15 protein-coding genes are annotated in these 17,886 nt (G+C 58.9%); 8 read left to right on the top strand and 7 right to left on the bottom strand.

Annotated features, from left to right (window positions below):
* Positions 1–46 precede the first annotated feature (46 nt).
* From EPN93_11660 to EPN93_11650, 3 genes are all read right to left on the bottom strand, one after another.
* Positions 47–523 (bottom strand): hypothetical protein, encoded by a 477-nt coding sequence (locus EPN93_11660; GenBank protein ID TAL34782.1) that lies wholly within the window; start codon positions 521–523, stop codon positions 47–49.
* Positions 524–680: 157 nt separating this feature from the next.
* The gene (locus EPN93_11655; protein TAL34781.1) at positions 681–1,826 is read right to left on the bottom strand and encodes a hypothetical protein; all 1,146 of its coding nucleotides are present in this window, start codon (positions 1,824–1,826) and stop codon (positions 681–683) included.
* A gap of 417 nt (positions 1,827–2,243) precedes the next feature.
* Complete coding sequence (locus tag EPN93_11650; GenBank protein TAL34780.1) at positions 2,244–2,612, bottom strand: hypothetical protein; 369 nt, start codon at positions 2,610–2,612, stop codon at positions 2,244–2,246.
* Positions 2,613–3,044: 432 nt separating this feature from the next.
* Here EPN93_11650 and EPN93_11645 point away from each other — a divergent pair, with 432 nt between their 5' ends.
* Positions 3,045–3,335 carry a hypothetical protein gene (locus EPN93_11645; GenBank protein TAL34779.1) on the top strand — a complete coding sequence of 97 codons (291 nt, stop codon included), beginning with the start codon at positions 3,045–3,047 and terminating at the stop codon, positions 3,333–3,335.
* Here EPN93_11645 and EPN93_11640 read toward each other — a convergent pair.
* Both EPN93_11640 and EPN93_11635 read right to left on the bottom strand, forming a co-directional pair.
* A complete protein-coding gene (locus tag EPN93_11640) occupies positions 3,316–3,780 on the bottom strand; it encodes a hypothetical protein (GenBank protein ID TAL34778.1) in 465 nt (154 codons plus the stop codon). The genes EPN93_11645 and EPN93_11640 overlap by 20 nt on opposite strands.
* Before the next feature lie 68 nt (positions 3,781–3,848).
* Complete coding sequence (locus tag EPN93_11635; GenBank protein TAL34777.1) at positions 3,849–4,100, bottom strand: hypothetical protein; 252 nt, start codon at positions 4,098–4,100, stop codon at positions 3,849–3,851.
* A 1,139-nt stretch (positions 4,101–5,239) separates the two neighbouring features.
* On the opposite strand from EPN93_11635, the gene EPN93_11630 reads away from it, so the two are divergent.
* On the top strand, positions 5,240–6,466 hold the full coding sequence (locus EPN93_11630; protein ID TAL34776.1) for an MBL fold metallo-hydrolase: 1,227 nt from the start codon (positions 5,240–5,242) through the stop codon (positions 6,464–6,466).
* Positions 6,467–6,513: 47 nt separating this feature from the next.
* On the opposite strand, the gene EPN93_11625 is transcribed toward EPN93_11630, so the two are convergent.
* Positions 6,514–7,980 carry a hypothetical protein gene (locus EPN93_11625; protein ID TAL34775.1) on the bottom strand — a complete coding sequence of 489 codons (1,467 nt, stop codon included), beginning with the start codon at positions 7,978–7,980 and terminating at the stop codon, positions 6,514–6,516.
* Positions 7,981–8,212: 232 nt separating this feature from the next.
* On the opposite strand from EPN93_11625, the gene EPN93_11620 reads away from it, so the two are divergent.
* On the top strand, positions 8,213–10,189 hold the full coding sequence (locus EPN93_11620) for a bifunctional metallophosphatase/5'-nucleotidase (protein ID TAL34774.1): 1,977 nt from the start codon (positions 8,213–8,215) through the stop codon (positions 10,187–10,189).
* A gap of 76 nt (positions 10,190–10,265) precedes the next feature.
* On the opposite strand, the gene EPN93_11615 is transcribed toward EPN93_11620, so the two are convergent.
* Entirely contained in the window at positions 10,266–10,514 is a 249-nt protein-coding gene (locus EPN93_11615) for a hypothetical protein (GenBank protein ID TAL34773.1), read from the bottom strand.
* Between the two features lie 161 nt (positions 10,515–10,675).
* Between EPN93_11615 and EPN93_11610 the strand changes: the two genes are divergently transcribed.
* The 5 genes from EPN93_11610 to EPN93_11590 all read left to right on the top strand — a co-directional run bounded on the left by EPN93_11610 (position 10,676) and on the right by EPN93_11590 (position 17,830).
* Complete coding sequence (locus EPN93_11610; GenBank protein TAL34772.1) at positions 10,676–11,386, top strand: hypothetical protein; 711 nt, start codon at positions 10,676–10,678, stop codon at positions 11,384–11,386.
* A gap of 406 nt (positions 11,387–11,792) precedes the next feature.
* Entirely contained in the window at positions 11,793–12,920 is a 1,128-nt protein-coding gene (locus EPN93_11605; GenBank protein ID TAL34771.1) for an exonuclease SbcCD subunit D, read from the top strand.
* Between the two features lie 22 nt (positions 12,921–12,942).
* Complete coding sequence (locus tag EPN93_11600; protein ID TAL34770.1) at positions 12,943–15,354, top strand: SMC family ATPase; 2,412 nt, start codon at positions 12,943–12,945, stop codon at positions 15,352–15,354.
* 240 nt (positions 15,355–15,594) lie between these two features.
* Positions 15,595–16,878 carry a TolC family protein gene (locus EPN93_11595; protein ID TAL34769.1) on the top strand — a complete coding sequence of 428 codons (1,284 nt, stop codon included), beginning with the start codon at positions 15,595–15,597 and terminating at the stop codon, positions 16,876–16,878.
* On the top strand, positions 16,868–17,830 hold the full coding sequence (locus EPN93_11590; GenBank protein ID TAL34768.1) for an HlyD family efflux transporter periplasmic adaptor subunit: 963 nt from the start codon (positions 16,868–16,870) through the stop codon (positions 17,828–17,830). Before EPN93_11595 ends, EPN93_11590 begins: the two co-directional genes overlap by 11 nt.
* Positions 17,831–17,886 lie beyond the last annotated feature (56 nt).

Raw genomic sequence — 17,886 nt, 5'->3', positions numbered from 1 at the left:
CAGAAAATTAAAAGTAAAGCCTGTGGTTTTCGCAATAGAAATAGATTTAAAACCGCAATTCTGTTTCATTTAGGTGGATTAGACCTGTTTCCGGATTCCACACGATAGTCTGAAGCCCCATATTTAATAACATATATCCATTGTCAGATCGATTATACCAAATGATCGGATTATTATTATATTCAAATATTAGTGGCGTATTAAAATAAATATTACTCCCTATCATGGTAAAAATATCTCTACGTAACCATTCAAATTTACTTTTGATATTAGTATTATTGTTTATGGCCGATCTTTTAAATTCATGTAATTGATCAATTGTATAAATACCAGAATCAGCTTTATCATGATGATCACGACAAAGAGCAATCATACCAGATGGATCATGCTGTTGTTTGATATGCCATGGCGGATCAAAATGATGCCAAGTGAGATAAGGATTTCCACAATTTGGAATAGGACATCCAAAATTGACTTCATCACGTAATTGTCTTAATACTTCAGTCGGCGGTTTTCTATTCATATGATTTCCGTAAACCCACAAGGGCGCCAATTTCATATAACGTCAAAGCATACCCGACGCCGCGTTCCACGCTTCAATCGCGGTGTGCCGAAGGCCGAGGAGCGCAGCGAAGAAGCGGGTATGCTATGTCGTACGCAGTTTTCGCAGTTTTTATCAATCACTTTGTTTTACTGGCAGATATTTTCCTTGATCCATCAATTATATAAATCTGAGATAATGGATACTTTTTACTATTGTATTCATTTTTAATTCTTAATAATTCGTCCTCCTTTTTACCTGAGTTTCCTAAATCAATAATTAAATAGACAGCATGCGCTGTTTCTTCGGATTCTTTGTATAATTCTAATTGATTTATGTAGCCTGTCACTAAATTTGTATTGTTGGATAGTTTTATTTCAATCAAAACCTTTTTGTTTCCTTGCGAAACCTTAAAATCAACTGGACCACGACCAGAATCAGCTTCTGGTGATAAATCTAAATCATATGCTTTACAAAAGGAGTCCGCAACTGCAAAAAATAACCTTTGAGCACTTTTTTCCGGTCTATTTTTATCTCCTGCCCAAAACTCTTTCCACAATCCCTTCTTCTCTACAAGCAATTTAAATTGTAATAGGATTTCATCTACCAATGAGATAATATCTTCGATAGATAATTTTTTATTTGTCCATTTCTGAAAAGCTCCTGGACGGATGTCCATAATTTCGCGAATATATTTCTGCCATGTTATGAAACCCTCTGGGTCGTTTTCATAATCGTAAGGCGCTTTTCTGACTTCATGCATAGCTGCTAAAATTAAATTAAAAGCATTTTTATTAGATCGAATCTGATCACGAATAAAGCTTTTGACTTTTCTTGATTTAGTTGACCAAATATCACCTATTGCTTTATTTATTTTATCGCGAATATCCTGGTTTTGAGCGGCAGCACTTGATACTCCGTCCCAATCCGTTGCAATTGGTAAATCACGTAATATTTCTTTCGGAAGTAATATAATTGGTAATTTTGGATTTACAGGATTAGTGGGGAATTTTAGCAGTTTACCATTACAGCTAAATTCGTCAGTATTTATTTTTAAAAAAGAACATATTTTTTCACTAAATACTGATAAATCTTCAATTATTATATTGGCGGTCATATCACTAATTCTATCAGGACCAATTCCTTCTTCAAACAAGGCCAAGACCAAAAATAAATCTGGATCATTTACGCCTAAATCTATTATTTCTTTAGCATTATTGATCAAATTGTCGGACAAATAAGGTCCAAAACCACTTCCTTGTATTGAAGCAGCTCCATACCCCAAACAAATACCACTTACTTCTTTAAATCGTAATAATCGTTTTGCATTTCGCCAAGCAACATCATCATGTTTATGTGATTTAGATAATAACTTGATTATAGTTTCAAAAAATTTATTAAAAGTCTTCCGACGAAGATGAAATTTCAGGGTGTTTGCAAGTTTCTAGCAATAATGGATCTATAAATAATTTTGTATCAACATTCAGTGTCGGATTGAATATTCCAAGTTTGTCTAATCCGACTTTTGATATTTTAAACTGCTTCGAGAATGTGATCGGATCTTTTATAATTGCCATATAGTGATCCTTTGTATTTATTTTAAAGAATAAGACCGCGAAAATTGCGTACAACCCCTCTTTCCCGCAACCCTACACCTAAACCATTGAAAGAAATGTTTATCCGCAACGTTTCGCGTAAGCAATTATACCTTCACGTCATCATCAAACCCGTCGAACGGATTCATGCTATTCCCAAAAGAAACCGTACTCACATGCGTATACACCATTGTCGTCGACGGGCTTTTGTGTCCCAAAAACTCCTGGCTATACCGGCTAACGGTCCCCCGTTCCACCAGGTGTGTCGCGAACGAATGCACCTGGCTATCTTCTGGAATTGGCAAATAATTACCCCCACCATGCAGTGAAGCAAACAAGCAGCAATCTGATATCACACAATCCGCCAAAACGTATATCTCGATCAGCCGGGGAGGCGCGTGGTGCGCCGTACAGGGTGGGGCGGGCATGAAACGGGTTCCCGGGCCGGGATTTGTTTCCAAGTGCATGGTGGGCATCCTTGGAAGCGTGATACCGGGGGAAATGCAATAAGTCAACCGATATTATGCTTTTAGCGCCGGCCCCGCGCTTCTTTGCGAGCGTGTTGGGGCGCGGCTTCACTGGTGTGCCCGTCTTTGTCCGGGCGTCGTCCAGTCATCTGCCTGATAATCTCCGTTTCGGCTCCATATCGGGGTCGTTACTGGTTCGTCGGGGGCTTTGTACCAGTAAAAGGGAGAAGCGCCGGGGAGGGAGGGGCTGATATCGGTCCCCCGATTAATATCTACCCATTACCCACAAGTCAAAAACGCCCCCCATACCCCTGGTGGGGGGCAACGACATCTGTCATTATTAGAAAATGCACATTCTGCCGATTGTTGAAGTCCCCCTTCGGGGGATTTAGGGGGCATGTCTTCAACATGAGATCAACATGAGGCTAACATGAGGCCAGCATGTCTACACCATGCGTGGACCGATATTCCGGTCCCGCCGGGCCGGGTCCGATACACGAAACGCCCCCGCGCGGCCGCAGGGCCATTGGCTGCTTTCCGCTGTATCCCCCGCTCGAGCTCCTGCATTCGATGGGACTGCTGCCGGTGGTGCTCTGGGACTTTCAGGACGGGGCGCGTTCCGTCGACGCGAGCGACCGGCACCTGCATGCCGTACGCGTGCTCCGTAGCGCGCCCAGAATTTTTCCGTGTGCCCGCGCGTGCGAAGGACGAATCATGCCCTTAGGCTGTTGATGATTACCGCAATCATGAAATATGAAAACAATGCGGCAGCCGTTGATAATACGGTTAACCCGATCTTCTTTATTGTTGAATAGTTATTCCTGCATACGTGGATATTGATAAAAAATGACACCAAACCGAATAATGCGCCGACCGCTCCCCCGATCAATAAGATCATCGGTGCAAAACAAAGTACGAGTTCCCACCAGGCAAGTTTCCGATCGATTGTAACTTCTTTGCCATCGATAGTGATTTTAGGTTCATATAAAAAACTATAGATGTTTTTGATAAGAATGGATTTTTGTGAGCCGTCATTCAGGGTAACCTTCCACGGCTTCCCCTTTTCTTTCGTTCTTTCCTGTTTAATGCCGTTAACGAACAGGTTTGCGGCTCCCGATAACAAACCTGTTTTAAATACTAAATCAGGCCCGTTTTCAATCTTGTACCTTACTTCCATTGTTCCTCCGTGTCATGATATAGATAAGCGCGCTTCGCCGCGGATACGCCTGCCAATGGTCATCCAGGTCAACGATGCCGGCAACCCGCCCAGCAACATGGTCGGCGTTCTCCGGCAAGAAGTTCATTGCATAACCGCTCAATATGCTGTTTTCTCGTCTCAGGTTTCTTTACGGAAATAACCCAGCAAATCCATTCATTGCGCGCAAGCGGCGTAAGTTCATTCCAGAGTTTTACCACAGCGGGGGCCGCTTTAAGGGCCTTTCTTAAATCCAAAGGAACCTCATGAACGACCCCGGTTGCAATTTGATTTTGTGCCATAACGCATCACCCCATCTTTGAATTATTCACCATAATCATACTATTTCAAACAGTTTTAATAAATATTACCATATGACGCGTTTATTCGCGGTTAATTTATCGCGTGTTACGGAAAGAGCGTACATTCAGCGCCACGTCATCCCGGCTCATTCTTGTTTCTGTCCGGCCACCCTTCGACGGACTCAGGGGAGGGGGCGACGACTTGGCAGATTGCGCTGCACACATATACTCTTCTTTCAAAAATCAGTGTTCATCCACGGTTCCCCAAAAGCAAAGCCTTGTTAGCAACACGTCCCCGGAAGCGTGGAAGAGCCCCTGAAAGCAGTACTCGTGGCATCCGGAACGGGAACTAAGACCTAGATCGCCGCGCCAGCGGCAAACCACTTCAGCCCACTGCGATGGACAGGATGTCCAAGTGCCGGGCGCGCGACACGAGGTCGCGTCTGCGCCCGGCTGTGAGCCGAGTCCGGCGCCAGCCGGCGAGGCGAGTTCGGGCGTCAGCCGCTCCGGCGATTGAGGAGCGGGGAGAGTGGGAGCCACGAGGGAGAGAGGCCACGCAGGCCTTTCTCCCTCGTGAAGGCATTCCCCGCCTGGGGGGCACTCCCCGCAAGGGACAATCGCGTCCCGCGCGCGTCTCGCAGCCCCGCCCCTGCCAGGGGCACCCGCCCCAGGGCCCATTATTTTCTGCTTGAATACCCGCCCCCTTTTTATGAAATTGGAACAAGAGGAACCCATGCCCGATAACATAAAGCCCCCGCGGAAGGCACCCATGCGGGTGAAGCGCGCCAACGGCAGCGTCGTCGACCTGAAGGAATTCAAGAAGAGCAAGCCCGAGCTCTCGGCGGCGTACCGCGCGCTGCTGCGCGAGACGGGCGAAGAGCTCGAGGAGCTGGCCGTGACGCTCTTCGAGCGCGCCGTGCGTCTCGCCATGGCCGGGAAGTGGAAGCGCTGGTCCGATTCCATGCCCGAGGGGACCGAGGCCTATATCGACGAATCGATGCTGCGCGAGAGCGGGGACGCGGCGGTCACGCTGCTCCTGGACGCCCAGGCGAAAATGCTCGAGATCGCGGCGGCCTTCGTGAAGAAAAAGGGCGCTGGGAAGGAGCCGCGAGGACGCGCGAAGCGGTCGAAGCCGTCGGATGCGCGGACCGAATCGCCCGGCGACCATGTGGCGTACGACGACCCCCGGGGGGACAACCTGGACCTGGTCGCGTCCGGTATCAAGACCGTGCGCTCCGACCATACGTCGCGGCCCATGGCGCGCGCCCGGCGGGCGATCGATCTCAGGCTTTCCTTCACGCCCGCGGACTACAGCCGCATGTGCCACGGCTTCCAGCCCTCCGCCATGGAGGACCGCTGGTTCATCTACGAGGAGGGAGGCGTCTTTTACTTCCACCGGAGCTGGTCGGGCCGCTGCATCTTCACGGTGCGCTTCGAAAAGCGGGGTGTGCGCTACGTCTCCGCCGAGACGTGGGCGAGCGCCGAGGACGGGCCCCAGGACGACGACACGGCGAAGAAGACGATCCGGGAGGTCATCGACCGCGCCCTCCTGGGAAAGGAATCATGGACATAAACAGCTCCCGCGGCCCATGCGCGTAATACCCCTCCAGTCCGGGAGCGCCGGAAATTGCATCTACATCGAGTCCTCTGGCGTGAGCCTGCTCATCGACGCGGGTATAAGCGGGAAGCGCGCGAAAGAGCGCCTGGCGGCTTGCGGGCGCGACATCGCGCGCGTCGACGCGCTCATCGTCTCCCACGATCACGCCGATCACGTCTCGTGCGCCGGTATCTTCCATCGTAAATTCGGCATGCCCCTCTATATCTCGGAGAAGACGCTGCGCGCGGCGCGGGCGTCGCGCGACCAGGGTACGCTCCGCGAGGTGCGCCACTTCCGCCCGGGGGACGCGTTCCGGATCGGTGCGCTCACCGTGGAGACCATTCCCACGCCCCACGACGGCGCGGACGGGTCCGCGTTCGTGATCGACGACGGCGCGGTCCGCCTGGGCATATTCACCGACCTGGGACACGTGTTCGGTGCGCTCGAGCGCGCCCTCTCGTCTGTGGACGCCGCCCTGCTTGAAAGCAACTACGACCCGGCCATGCTCGAGGACGGATCGTACCCGGCCGCGCTTAAAAAGCGTATCCGCGGGAAGGGCGGGCACCTCTCAAACCTCGAGGCGGCGGAGCTCGCCGCCGCGCACGGGGGCCGCCTCGCGTGGCTGTGCCTGGCGCACCTCTCGGGGGAGAACAACACCCCGGCGCTCGCCCTGCGGGCGCACCGGGAGGTACTGGGCGCGGGCTTTTCCCTTCACGTGGCGGACCGTTACGCGGCAGGCCCCGTGCTGGAGCTTCCGGCCCCGTCATGAGCGCGGCGCGGCGGGGCGAAAGACCGGTGTATCGGACCCCCCGCCGTTTACTCGAAGTTGTGGAACCGCGCGAAAATCTCCATGTGGGAATGAACGCCCGTCTTGCGGTAGATGTTGTAGACGTGGTTGTTCACCGTGCGGTGGGATATCCCGAGCCGCGCGGCAAGATCGGGGCCGGAGAGGCCTTCCATCATGAGGCCGAGCAGTTCGCGCTCCCTGCCGGTGAGATTGAAGGCGTTCATGAAACGCTCCTTGCGCGCCATGAAATAAAGCCTTTCGTTCGCCTCCCTGAGCTCCTCCGAGCGCTCCCGCACCCTCTTTTCGAGGTCCACGTTGAGCGACCGGGCCTCCGCTCTTAATTTCGCATAACGGTTAACCAGCAGCACCACCATCGACAGGAAGATGAGGGCGGTGACGGAGTGTATGAGAAGCGGCCCCCCGACGACGCGCGCGTCCACCAGGATGTCCCACGCGGAGCTGGCGGCGAAAAGGGCCGTGCAGGCGAGGAGCACCATCGCGTCGCGGTCGCCGCCGCGCGACCTTCCAACCAGGATGTAAAGAAGGTAGGGGAAGCCGGCGAAGAGCGCGGGATACCAGAACTTGTACCGGTCGAAGATCGTGTACTCGAAGCCCTTGAAGACGTCAAGGCCGGCCAGCGCGAGGCAGTACGCGGCCAGCACGAGCGCGAAGGCGGTGTGCCGCCCGCGGAAGCGGTGCGTGACGAACAGCGCGAAGGCCGCGATCGTCGTCTTCAGGGTCACGTGGTCGATCCTCATGCGCAGGAGCACGCCGTCGCCGAACATGAACTCCTTGCACGGGAGATTGGTCGTCACGAAAAGGGCGTAGCTCACCGAGAAGAGCCCGAAATAGAGATTGTAAAGCTCCGCGGGGTTGCGCATCCACAGGAGCAGGAAGAGCAGTCCCACCGTGAGGATCACCGCCGCCAGGACGAGCCCCGGGTATTGTTCCTCCTGCGCGCGCGCGAGCGCCGCCGCAACGGTCGTGACGCGCGGGGTTTCGTAGAGCCCGTGCTCCACGCGGTCACCGCCACGCACCCGGAACACCATGTGGATAAAATTTTCTTCTTTGAGGTTCATGTCACGGCAGGGCAGGGGGCCGATAAACTCGCGTCCCATCGCGGGCCGGAACGGTTCCAGCGAGCCCACCGCGCCAAAGAGGCGGCCGTTGAAATAGAATTCCACCCGGTGGGCGGTAAGGATCCCGCTCTCGAACGCCAGCCCCTGCCCGGACGCGAGCGCGCGCGCCGATTCGCGGGAAAGGCGGGCGCGCAGCGTGAACGATGCGCCCTTGTCGGAAGGGCCGCCCGAGGGCAGGAATGTGCGCGGCACGGGCGTCGCCTCCCATCCCGCGCCGTCGCGGCCGGAAAGCCAGGATTCGTGGAATCCCTCCCGGTATTCCCACGTGCCATGGAGCCCCGTGTCCGGCGTGGCCGCAGGCGCGTCCGAGTACAGGAAACAGAATAGCAATAGTAGTCCGGTCGCGATCCTTTTCATAGGCACACAGGCCCCCCAGGGCCAAGCATCATCATGCGGCGCCGGATACCATTAACTCAAGTCAAATTGGAAAAAAATTCCGGAAATTGAGCATATCTGCTCAGGGAAATCCGCGAAAAACGGGCGCCGTGAGTAATCCTCTCTATTTACAGCACCCCGTCCCCCCGGGTCACACTCGTAGCCGACGATCGGCACGGGTCGATCGTGACAGATATATTCCAGGGGGTCTACCATGCGGTTTTGCAAGGCTTCGAGGTTATTACTTATAGTATCGGCGGCGCTCGCGCTTGCGGGGGCGTCCGTCATGGCGGGATGCGGGGGAGCGGGGGACTCGTCCTCCGGGGCCGGGGAATCGATCACGGTGCTCTCCACCAATGACCGTCATTCGCAGTACCTGGACACACCCTATAATCCCGCGAATCCCGCGGAGCTAAGCGCGGGCTCGCGCGGCGGACTCGCGCGGGTCGCGACGATATTCAGCGACGCGCGCGCGGCGAACGGCGACGTGCTTGTCGTGGACGCGGGCGATTTCAGCGACGGGACCGCGTTTATCGCGGCGGAGGACGGGGCCGCGGACCTGAATATTCTCACCGCGCTCGGCTACGACGCGGCCTGTATCGGCAACCACGAGATGTCGCTGGGACCCGCGGGGCTGGCGCAGATGATCAACAACGCGGAGAAGGACGCCCAGGGTAAAATGGTGCCGCTCCTGTGCGCGAACATCCATTTCAGCGCGACGGACGCGACCGACGACACGCTCGAGGCCCTTTACGGGAACGAGGGCGACCCCGGGAAATACGTGTTTCCCTGGATCGTGCGTACGCTTCCCTCCGGGAAGAAGGTGGGACTGTTCGGTCTCATGGGCGGGAATGTCTTCATGCCCGACGCGATGCCCTGCACCTTCCCGGTCGTCTACACGGACGTTCAGGCGATCGTCGATACGCTGCGTACGACGCAGGGCGTGGACGCGGTGATCTGCGTCGCCCACGCGGGTTTTAGCGCGCCCGGCGGGGTCGCGAGCGGCGAGCTCGCCACGCTCGCGAAGAACGTCTCGGGCATCGACCTGATCGCCGCGGGGCATTCTCACAGCCAGGCGACGGCAATGGTTGCCTGTGAGGTTTCGGGAGCGAACTGGAAGACCGCCATCATGGAGGCGGATGACGGCGCGAAGTACGTGGGCGAGGCGAAGCTTCGCCCGGAAAAGGACGGCACGGATTCATCCAGGGCAGACCTGGACATACTGGCGGTGGACGACACGGTCGCCGGGGACGCGGGAATCGCGGCGCGCATCGCCGGTCTTATCACGGACGTTGAAACGGATTACCTCACGGAGTTTTCCACACTCGCGAGCGGGGGGCTTTTTGACGTTCTCGCGCACGCTTCCTTCACCTACGGCCAGCTTAACGGAATGTACATGGTGAGCGACGCGATGCGATCAGTGTCGGGCGCGGGCGTCGCCCTGGTCACGCCGGGCGCGGATACCGCCTGGGCGAGGCCGGACGCGAACGGCGACATCACGGTGTACGGCGCCTACGCGTCCATGTCGCACAGTATGGGACGGGACGGGCTCCACGGAGGGGCGCTCTATAAGGTAAATTTCCTCGCCGCGGAGATTCAGGGAATACTTGAGCTGGGAACCTGCAACATGGGGCAGGCGAGCCCCGATCTCTTCGTCGTCCCCTCCGGGATCAGGATCGTCTGCGATACTACGGACCTCCGGGCGGGCACGGGTCCCGGGTATATCATAAAAATGTACATCGTATCCGCGGACGAGGGGACCGAGACGCTCGTCTTCGATCGGAGTGACCCGGCGGGCTTCCCCTACGGGGGATGGAAATCCGCACCCGGCACCACGGCGGTCGCGGGCGATCCCTACCAGATGCTTTCGGTGAGCACGACACTGATCACGCTCGTGGGCCTCAAGTACGTGTCCGATTCGGACGGTCCCGGCGGGGATATCAACCTGTGGCCGCGCACGGCAGCTGGCTCACCGGTGGAATGGACGGCTATTTCCCAGCTCGACACATTCAGGGTCACGAGCGGCGGGGACGAGGTGAAGGCCTGGTACGCGGTCGCGCAGTATATCAGCGGCCTTGGGGGGACGCTGCCGGCGCGTTACGACGACACCTATACGGATGGAAGCACGGGGAACCCGGTGGGTCCCGCCTGGCGACGGGTGTGGGACCTCGCGGAGCATGCGGCGCCGTAACGGACGTCTTCGCGCTCTCCTGAACGTGCGCGCGGAAGGGGTGAGGGTGTATCGGCGCCCCGCCCCCCGCGCGTCTTCACCACGCGTCCTTCATCATCTCCGCCTCGTTGCGCCGCCAGTAGATCGAGAGTATCGCGCGGTCCAGTCCCTCGCGGCGTATCTCCTCGTCCAGCACCTCGAGCGCCATTTCCCTGAGCTCCTCGTTGTCGCCCACGATGCGATCCAGGTCCGTGGATTCGTACACGAGTGCCGCGTAGTCCTCCTCCGCGCGGTATTCTGCAACCAGAAAATGACTTTTTTCATTACTCTGTTGATCACCGTCCAATGGCCCCGGGACGGGAAGCCCGCGGCGAATCGTGGAATATGCTTGCGCTCCGCGCGGGATCGTGTAGCATACGACAAAATATAAGGCGTCGCCGTTCGGTCATCGGTCAAATCCCCGGCGACATGCACTGCGCACAACGCGGTCCCCGCGACGTGACGCGAGTGAAGGAAGAACCTATGGCGATAGGATACTCGAACAAGGTCATATTCATAAGCGAACGGACCCGTATCGCGACGCCCATCAAGATCGCCCTGAACAAGCTCGGCTTCGAATTCGCGACGGACTACCCGGCGTTGAGCTCCATTCCCCTCATCCGCAAGGGCATCGCGCGGACGGGCAGGACCGCGTTTATCAGGACCGAGCTCCTGCGCTTCATCAAGGAGAAGGGATTTCCCCGCGGCATCATCATGGACAGCCGGATAGAGCTGGGCCTGGACCCCGCCCTTGACGCGGGCGGCATAAAGCTTTTAAAAACCATGATCATCACCTACATCATCCTGAGCAAGGGTGCCGACTGCCGGAGCCTCAGGGGAAACTTCATCCTGCTTACCAAGGGTGACTCGTTCGAAAAAGAATTCGGGCTGGGCGCCGACCCTCACGGCGTCGTGAAGCTCCTCTCGACCCAGAACCCGGAGATCAACTTCTTCATCGAGGAGCTCAAGGGCAATCGCGCCAGGTTCGACGAGATGTTTTCCATAAAGCTCCTGGACGCGGAGCTCTCGTCGGATGCGATAATAGAGTCGGTGGCCGGGATGCTTGCGTTCCCCCAGGAATCCGCCCCGGCGGCGTCTAAAGAGGAAGCCGGTCCCCCGAAGGCCGCCGGTGAGCCCGCGAAAGAGGAAGAAGGAGCACCCGGGGCAGGGGCCAATTGAGCGCGCTCCTGCTCAGGCGCTGGAATGGATCGCGATCCGGTTATCCTCCGTGTCGGTGAAAAGCCCCCTGTAGCCCACGTCCCGGGCGATGAGCGTTTTCTTCTTCAAGACCTTTCCCTCCGCGGCATCGACGCGCGCTAGCTCCACGGCGAGATCTCCCGAATGCGCGGTGAAGAGCGCCCATGCCAATTCTCCTTCCAGGTGAATTGGACCATCGCGATGCGATTATCCCTGCCGACGAATAGAGGGAAGCTTCCAATTATAGGCTGCTCCAGCGCGGATTTCTACCCGCGGGCGGGACGAAGAAAATATTTCGATTTCTCTCGCGGGCGCCCCATTTTATGTATGGATAATTTTTCCCGCATCCGGAATATGGATATGCGCCGCCCGCGCGAGGAGAACATCGGTGACCGTCACCCTGCTGCACCTGTCGGATACGCACCTGGGCTACAGCGAGCTCGATCGTGTGAACGCCGCGGGCGTGAACTGCCGCGAGGCCGATTTCTACGACGCGTTCAACCGCGTGATCGACGCCGCCCTCGACCTTCGCCCCGACGCCGTGATCCACACGGGAGACTTCTTCCACAGGCCATCGCCGGCCAATCGTCCCATGATCGAGGGCCTCGCGGGGCTCAGGAGGCTTTCGGACGCGGGCATACCCGCGGTGATAATCGCCGGGAACCACTCGACGCCCCGGACCGTCTACACGAGCCCCATACTCAAGGCGTTCCAGGCGATCCCCGGTGTGCACCCCATATTTGAACAGCGCTACGAGCGCGTCGAGCTGGACTGCGGCGTCTTCCACGGCGTACCGCACGTAAACGACGAGCTTGCCTACCGCGAGGAGCTCGAAAAGATTGAGCCGGATCCGGGGAAGACGAACGTGCTCATGCTGCATACCTCGGTGGGAAAGGGATACCTCATGGAGGAATATGGCGAGCGCGTGCTTGACGGCGACCAGATGGTGCGCCTGGACGCATTCGACTACACCGCACTGGGGCACTGGCACGGATTCCAGCGTGTAAAGGGACTTAAGCGCGCGTATTACTGCGGGTCCACCGAACGCCTGAGCGACCGGGAAGCGGGATCCGAAAAAGGTTTCGCGCTGGTGAAAACGGGCAGTGCCCTCTCGGTTGAATTCCGGCCCCTGCCTGTTCGCCCCTGGATTCGTTACGACATCGCGGGCTGTGGGGAAAAAAGCGTCGACCGGATCAGGAAAGAAATTTCCGAATGCGCGGGAGGGGCGCATGAGGGGGCCGTAGTGAGCCTCTACCTGCTCGACCTGAAGCCGGAACAGGGCGCGGGCATCCCCAACGCGTGGATCGCCGGGCGCTTTCCCGGTGCGCTCGCCGTGCAGGTTCGCAGGGCGTACCGGGGGCCGGACGCCCGCCAGGGCGGCGGGGACGCCGCCGTGGAGAGCCTGGAGGACATGTTCGCCGATTACCTTGCGCGCACCATGAAGGACGAGGCGGAGCGCGCGCGCTTCGCGCGTCTCGCCGCGAAATATTTCAGCATGGACGAACGCGGGGGCTAGGGCCCCCGCCAAGGAGAACCGGATGATACTGCGCGCGCTCGCGCTTCGCAACTTCAAACAGTACCGCGAACTGGACCTTGAGTTCCGGGAGGGGCTCATTGGCATAATAGGCCGCAACGGGGCGGGGAAATCCAGCATCTTCGAGGCGGTGCTGCTCGCGCTCTACGGCGAGATACCCTTCGTGAAGGGGCACCTGCGCACGAGCGGGGCGGGCGACAGGGAGCCGGTGAGCGTCGCGCTCGAGTTCGAGGTTTCCGGGAAGCGCCACGCGGTGAGGCGCGAATTCCGGGGCAAGGCGCTCGCGCCCGGCGCGGAGCTGCGCGGGCCGGGCGATGCGCTCGTCGCGACCGGGCAGAAGGAGGTGACCGCGGCGGTGGAGCGCCTGGTGGGGATGGGGTTCGAGGCCTTCACACGCTCCATCTTCTCCGGGCAGAAGGAGCTCGGGGCGATCTCCTCGGTGACGGGCGCGGAGCGGCGCATGCTGGTGCGCAGGATGGTGGGGATGGACCGCGTCGATGCGGTGCAGAAGCTCGTGCGGGACGAGCGCAACGATCTGAAGAAAAGGATAGAGGGGCAGGAGGCGCTCCTGATCGGGAAAGAGGAGCGCGCGCGGAAAGAGGAGGAGCTGAAAGGCCTGGGGGAAGAATCCAGGGCCGTAAAGGCCTCCCATGCGAAACTGGTAAAGGCGCTCGCCGCGGCGCAGGAAGCCTACGAGTCGGCGAAGGCGCGCTTCACGGAGCAGCAGGACCTGGAACGCGCCTACAACGAGGCGAGGACGGGGCTCGTGGAGAAAGAGGCCGGGCTCCAGGGAACGAACAAGTCCCTTGCGGAAGCGGCCGAGAGGCAGGCGGAGCTGGAGCAGTGCGCCCGGGAGCTGGAAGGCCTCTCCGAGCCGGAAGCCGCATGGGTGCGGGCGAAGGGGGAAAAGGAGAGACTGGATGCGCAGAGCGCGCGGCACGCCGAGCTCCTGGGACTGCGCGCGCAGATTGACGAGAACGGGAAGGACGCCGCGGGCCTTTCCGCCGAGCTCGTTATCGAGTCCCAATTTGTCGAGGCGCACCGTGGCCTGGACGCGCAGCGCGCGGAGGCGGAGCGTGCACTCAAGTCTGCCGATAAGGCGATCGATTCGTGCGGTGAGGAAGAGAAGGCGCTCAAGGCGGAAACCGGACGCATCGGCGGGCTCATCCGGGAGCGCACGGAGCGCATGGACCAGATACGAACGCTGGGACGGGATTCCGAATGTCCCACGTGCCTGCGCCCCCTGAAAGACGCGTACGAATCCACGCTCGCGAAATTCGAGGCGGAGATCGCGCATTATCAGAATGAAGAGCTTAACGTATGCACGGAAAACCTTGCGAAGATTAAGGCGAAAAGCCTACTGCTCGCGGAAGAGAGAAAGAAGGCCGGGGACGCGGTCAGGAAGCTCGACGCGCTCGCGGAGCAGAAAGGCGCGCGGGAGAAGAACGCCGCGAGGATCAGGAAGTCCCTCGCCGACAAGAACCGGGGAATGGAGGACCTGCGCGGGAGGATTGAAGCGCTCGGCGAGATCGCCTACGACGCGAAGGCGCATGAGGCGGCGAAGCGTGAATTCGCGTCGCTCGAGAAATCGCACGAACGCTACATCCGCCTTGCCGAGAAAGTAAAAGAGATTCCCACGCTGGTGAAAAAGATCGCGGTAATGGAGAAGGAGCGCGCAGGCATTCAAAACGAAGTGAGCGCCCGGCGGAAAAAAATGGAAGAGATCCCATACGCCGAAAAGGATTTCCGCGACGCCGAGCAGGCCCAGCGCGAGGCGGAGAAAGCCCGCGACGAGGCGCGCAGTGACGCCGACGTCTTGAAGGAGACCCTGCACGCGTTGGACAAAAAACTGTCCGTGCTGAAGGGGGAACTGGATGAAAACGCCGCGCGCATGCAGACCGTGGAGAAGTCGCGCGTCGAGCGGGAAATGCTCGATCGCCTGGATGCGCTCATGGACGGATTCAAGGCTGCGGTGCTGGACCGCGTGCGCCCCTTCATCGCCGGGCGCGCGAGCCGCCTTTTCGCGGAGCTCACCGCGGGAAGGTACGAGTCCATTACGGTGGACGACGATTTCGGCTTTCACATCATGGACGACGGCGCGTACTTTCCCATCGAGCGCTTTTCCGGCGGCGAGGTGGACCTCGCGAACCTGTGCCTGCGCATCGCCATCAGCCGCGCCGTGAGCGAGCTCGCGGGCGGGGCGTCCATGGGATTCCTGGGTTTCGACGAGATATTCGGCAGCCAGGACGGGGAGCGCCGCCGCGAGATACTCTCGGCCTTTCACCGGCTCAAGGAGAAGTACCGCCAGATTTTCGTCATCTCCCATATCGAAGAAATAAAGGAAGAGTTCCCCTGCATCATGGAGATCACGCGCGCGCCCGGGGGCGCGAACGTGAGATGGCTGGGGGACGGGTAACGGGGCGGCCGCGCGCATTCTTGAATTTTTTCGAACCGTTGTTGCAATTCCCGGGTCATATGCTAAAAGCTTGCACGTCGTGATAAATGCGGGCTTTAAGGAAAAGGAGATGAACCCGTCTCCCTATCCTTTGAAGTCCCGCGCCCGGATCCGGGGCTGGTGTTTCAGGACGCGGACGGAAAGAAGCAAGGGGGCCGATGCGCAACGCTCCCGTTCAATAGAAATTTTCGGTGAAATATAATGAAGAGTATCGGCACCCTGATCATCGTGCTCCTGTCGGCCGTCCTGCCTGTGGCGTCGGGCGCCGGCGAGGAAGCGCTCACGTGGAGAAAATGCGTCGAGATAGCGGCCGCGAACAACCCGGACGTGCGTGCCTCGCATGAAAAAATAATGCAGGGACGCGCCGGTGTGGGCACCGCCCGGAGCGTGCTCCTTCCCCGTGTGGAGGCCGATGCGAGCGTATCCACGGGGAAGACCGAGACGAGCACCCTCGGGGGGCAGGAGGGCAGGACCAATTCGTACAGCTACGGCGTCACCGCGAAGCAGCTCGTCTTTGACGGGATGAAATCCGTGTACGATCTCAAGGCGGCGGGAAAAAGCCTCGAGAGCGCCGAGTACGACTACCTCGTGACGTCGTCCAACGTGCGCCTGGATCTCCGGAGCGCCTTCGTCCAGCTCCTGCGCGCCCAGGAATCCATAGACCTTTACGCGCAGATACTCGCGCGCCGAAAGCAGAATCTCACGCTCGTGAAGATGCGCTACGAGGCGGGACGCGAGCACCGGGGCTCGCTGCTCACCGCGGAGGCGAGCCTTGCGCGGGCCCAGGCGGATTCGGCGCAGGCCGCCCGGGGGCTCGTCCTCGCCCGGCAGGGACTCGCAAAGGTGCTGGGACTCGCCGTATCGGGGCCGCTTGCGGTCACGGGCTCCCTTACCGCGGCACCGGCCGTATCGGACCAGCCGGATTTCGAGGCCCTGGTGCGGGACAACCCCGTGCTGCAAAAGATGATGGCGCAGAGAGAGCTCGCGGTGCTGAATGTTGAATCGGCGAAAGCGGAATACTTTCCCACCGTGTACGGATTCCTGAGCGCCGACCGTTCGGGGACCAGCAGGCCCTCGTCGGCCACCGAGTGGTCGGCGGGGGTGCAGATGGCGCTCCCGCTGTTCGAGGGGGGCGCGACCTACCACGGGGTACGCGGGAAGGAAGCGGCACTGCGCCAGGCGAGCGAGGACGCGCGGAGCACGCGCGGCGCGGTCCTTTTCACGATGCAGGAGAAATGGGTGAACTACCGCAACGCCATAGAGGACGCCGGGGTGCAACAGAAATTCCTGCGTGCGGCCGAGGAGCGCGCGAAGATCGCGGAGTCGCAGTATTCCATAGGGCTCATCCAGTTCGACAACTGGGTGATCATCGAGGACAATCTGGTGCAGCTTAAGAAGAGTTACCTGGACGCGGGGGCGCAGGCGCTCGTCGCGGAGGCCGAATGGGTCCAGTCCAGGGGGGAGACATTGAGCTATGAAGAATAGAAAGCGCGCGGGCGTGCTCGCGGCGGCGTGCGTCATAGGGGCGGCCGCGCTCGGCGCGTACCTGCTGTCGCGCCCGGCGGAGCCCGAGACCGTGAGCCGGGAGGCGAAGCCGTTCACCGGCGACATCTCGGTATCCATCGCGACCACGGGCACGGTGCAGCCGCGCAACCGGCTGGAGATCAAGCCCGCGATCAACGGGCGGATAGAAGAGGTGCTGGTTTCCGAGGGGCAGGCCGTGAGAACCGGCCAGGTCCTGGTCTGGATGAGCTCGACCGAGCGGGCAGCGCTCATCGATGCCGCTCGCGCCCAGGGGGGCGAGTCCACGAGGTACTGGGAGGAGGCCTATAAGCCGATACCCGTCGTCTCGCTCATAAACGGCACCGTGATCGTGCGCGGCGTCGAACCGGGCGCGACGGTGAGCACCACGACCGCGATACTCGTGATCTCCGACCGCCTCATCGTCAAGGCCGACGTGGACGAGACCGATATCGGCCGCGTGAAGACGGGACAGCGCGCCGTCATAGGCCTCGACGCGTATCCCGAGGTCAAGGTGGGCGCCCGGGTGGACCTCATCTCGTACGAATCGACAGTCGTGAACAACGTGACCATGTACAAGGTCGAAATCATCCCCGATTCCGTGCCGGAGGTGTTCCGCTCCGGCATGAGCGCGAACGTGAGCATCGTCGAGAAGTCCAGGAAGAAGGCTCTCCTTGTCCCCAGCGAGGCGATAATCTCGGACAGCGAGGAGCGCTTCGTGACGGTGAAGGGAAGGGGAAAAACGCCGGAGAAGCGTGCCGTGACGACCGGCATCGCGGACGACAAGAATACGGAAATCCTCACGGGCCTGACCGGGGACGAGACGCTCATCATCGTCACGAAAAAGTTCACCCCCGCCTCCGATGCCGCGCAGGGGAAAAATCCGTTCCAGCCCGAAAGACGGAAACCCCGTTAGGAGCTTTGAGGAAAAGATAAAGGAAAGGGGCATCTCCCTTTCTTTTCGCCGTTGAT

It is taken from the genome of Spirochaetota bacterium, assembly GCA_004297825.1.
Taxonomy (GTDB): domain Bacteria; phylum Spirochaetota; class UBA4802; order UBA4802; family UBA5368; genus FW300-bin19.
The sequence above is the reverse complement of the archived record's forward strand: the minus strand, read 5'-3'. Positions and strand labels throughout refer to the sequence as shown.

Coding starts and splice junctions, on each gene's coding strand:
- EPN93_11650 (TAL34780.1), bottom strand. CDS start 2,612: ATGCCCACCATGCACTTGGAAACAAATCCCGGCCCGGGAACCCGTTTC.
- EPN93_11620 (TAL34774.1), top strand. CDS start 8,213: ATGCGGTTTTGCAAGGCTTCGAGGTTATTACTTATAGTATCGGCGGCG.
- EPN93_11635 (TAL34777.1), bottom strand. CDS start 4,100: ATGGCACAAAATCAAATTGCAACCGGGGTCGTTCATGAGGTTCCTTTG.
- EPN93_11625 (TAL34775.1), bottom strand. CDS start 7,980: ATGAAAAGGATCGCGACCGGACTACTATTGCTATTCTGTTTCCTGTAC.
- EPN93_11640 (TAL34778.1), bottom strand. CDS start 3,780: ATGGAAGTAAGGTACAAGATTGAAAACGGGCCTGATTTAGTATTTAAA.
- EPN93_11600 (TAL34770.1), top strand. CDS start 12,943: ATGATACTGCGCGCGCTCGCGCTTCGCAACTTCAAACAGTACCGCGAA.
- EPN93_11595 (TAL34769.1), top strand. CDS start 15,595: ATGAAGAGTATCGGCACCCTGATCATCGTGCTCCTGTCGGCCGTCCTG.
- EPN93_11630 (TAL34776.1), top strand. CDS start 5,240: ATGCGCGGACCGAATCGCCCGGCGACCATGTGGCGTACGACGACCCCC.
- EPN93_11660 (TAL34782.1), bottom strand. CDS start 523: ATGAATAGAAAACCGCCGACTGAAGTATTAAGACAATTACGTGATGAA.
- EPN93_11590 (TAL34768.1), top strand. CDS start 16,868: ATGAAGAATAGAAAGCGCGCGGGCGTGCTCGCGGCGGCGTGCGTCATA.
- EPN93_11645 (TAL34779.1), top strand. CDS start 3,045: ATGTCTACACCATGCGTGGACCGATATTCCGGTCCCGCCGGGCCGGGT.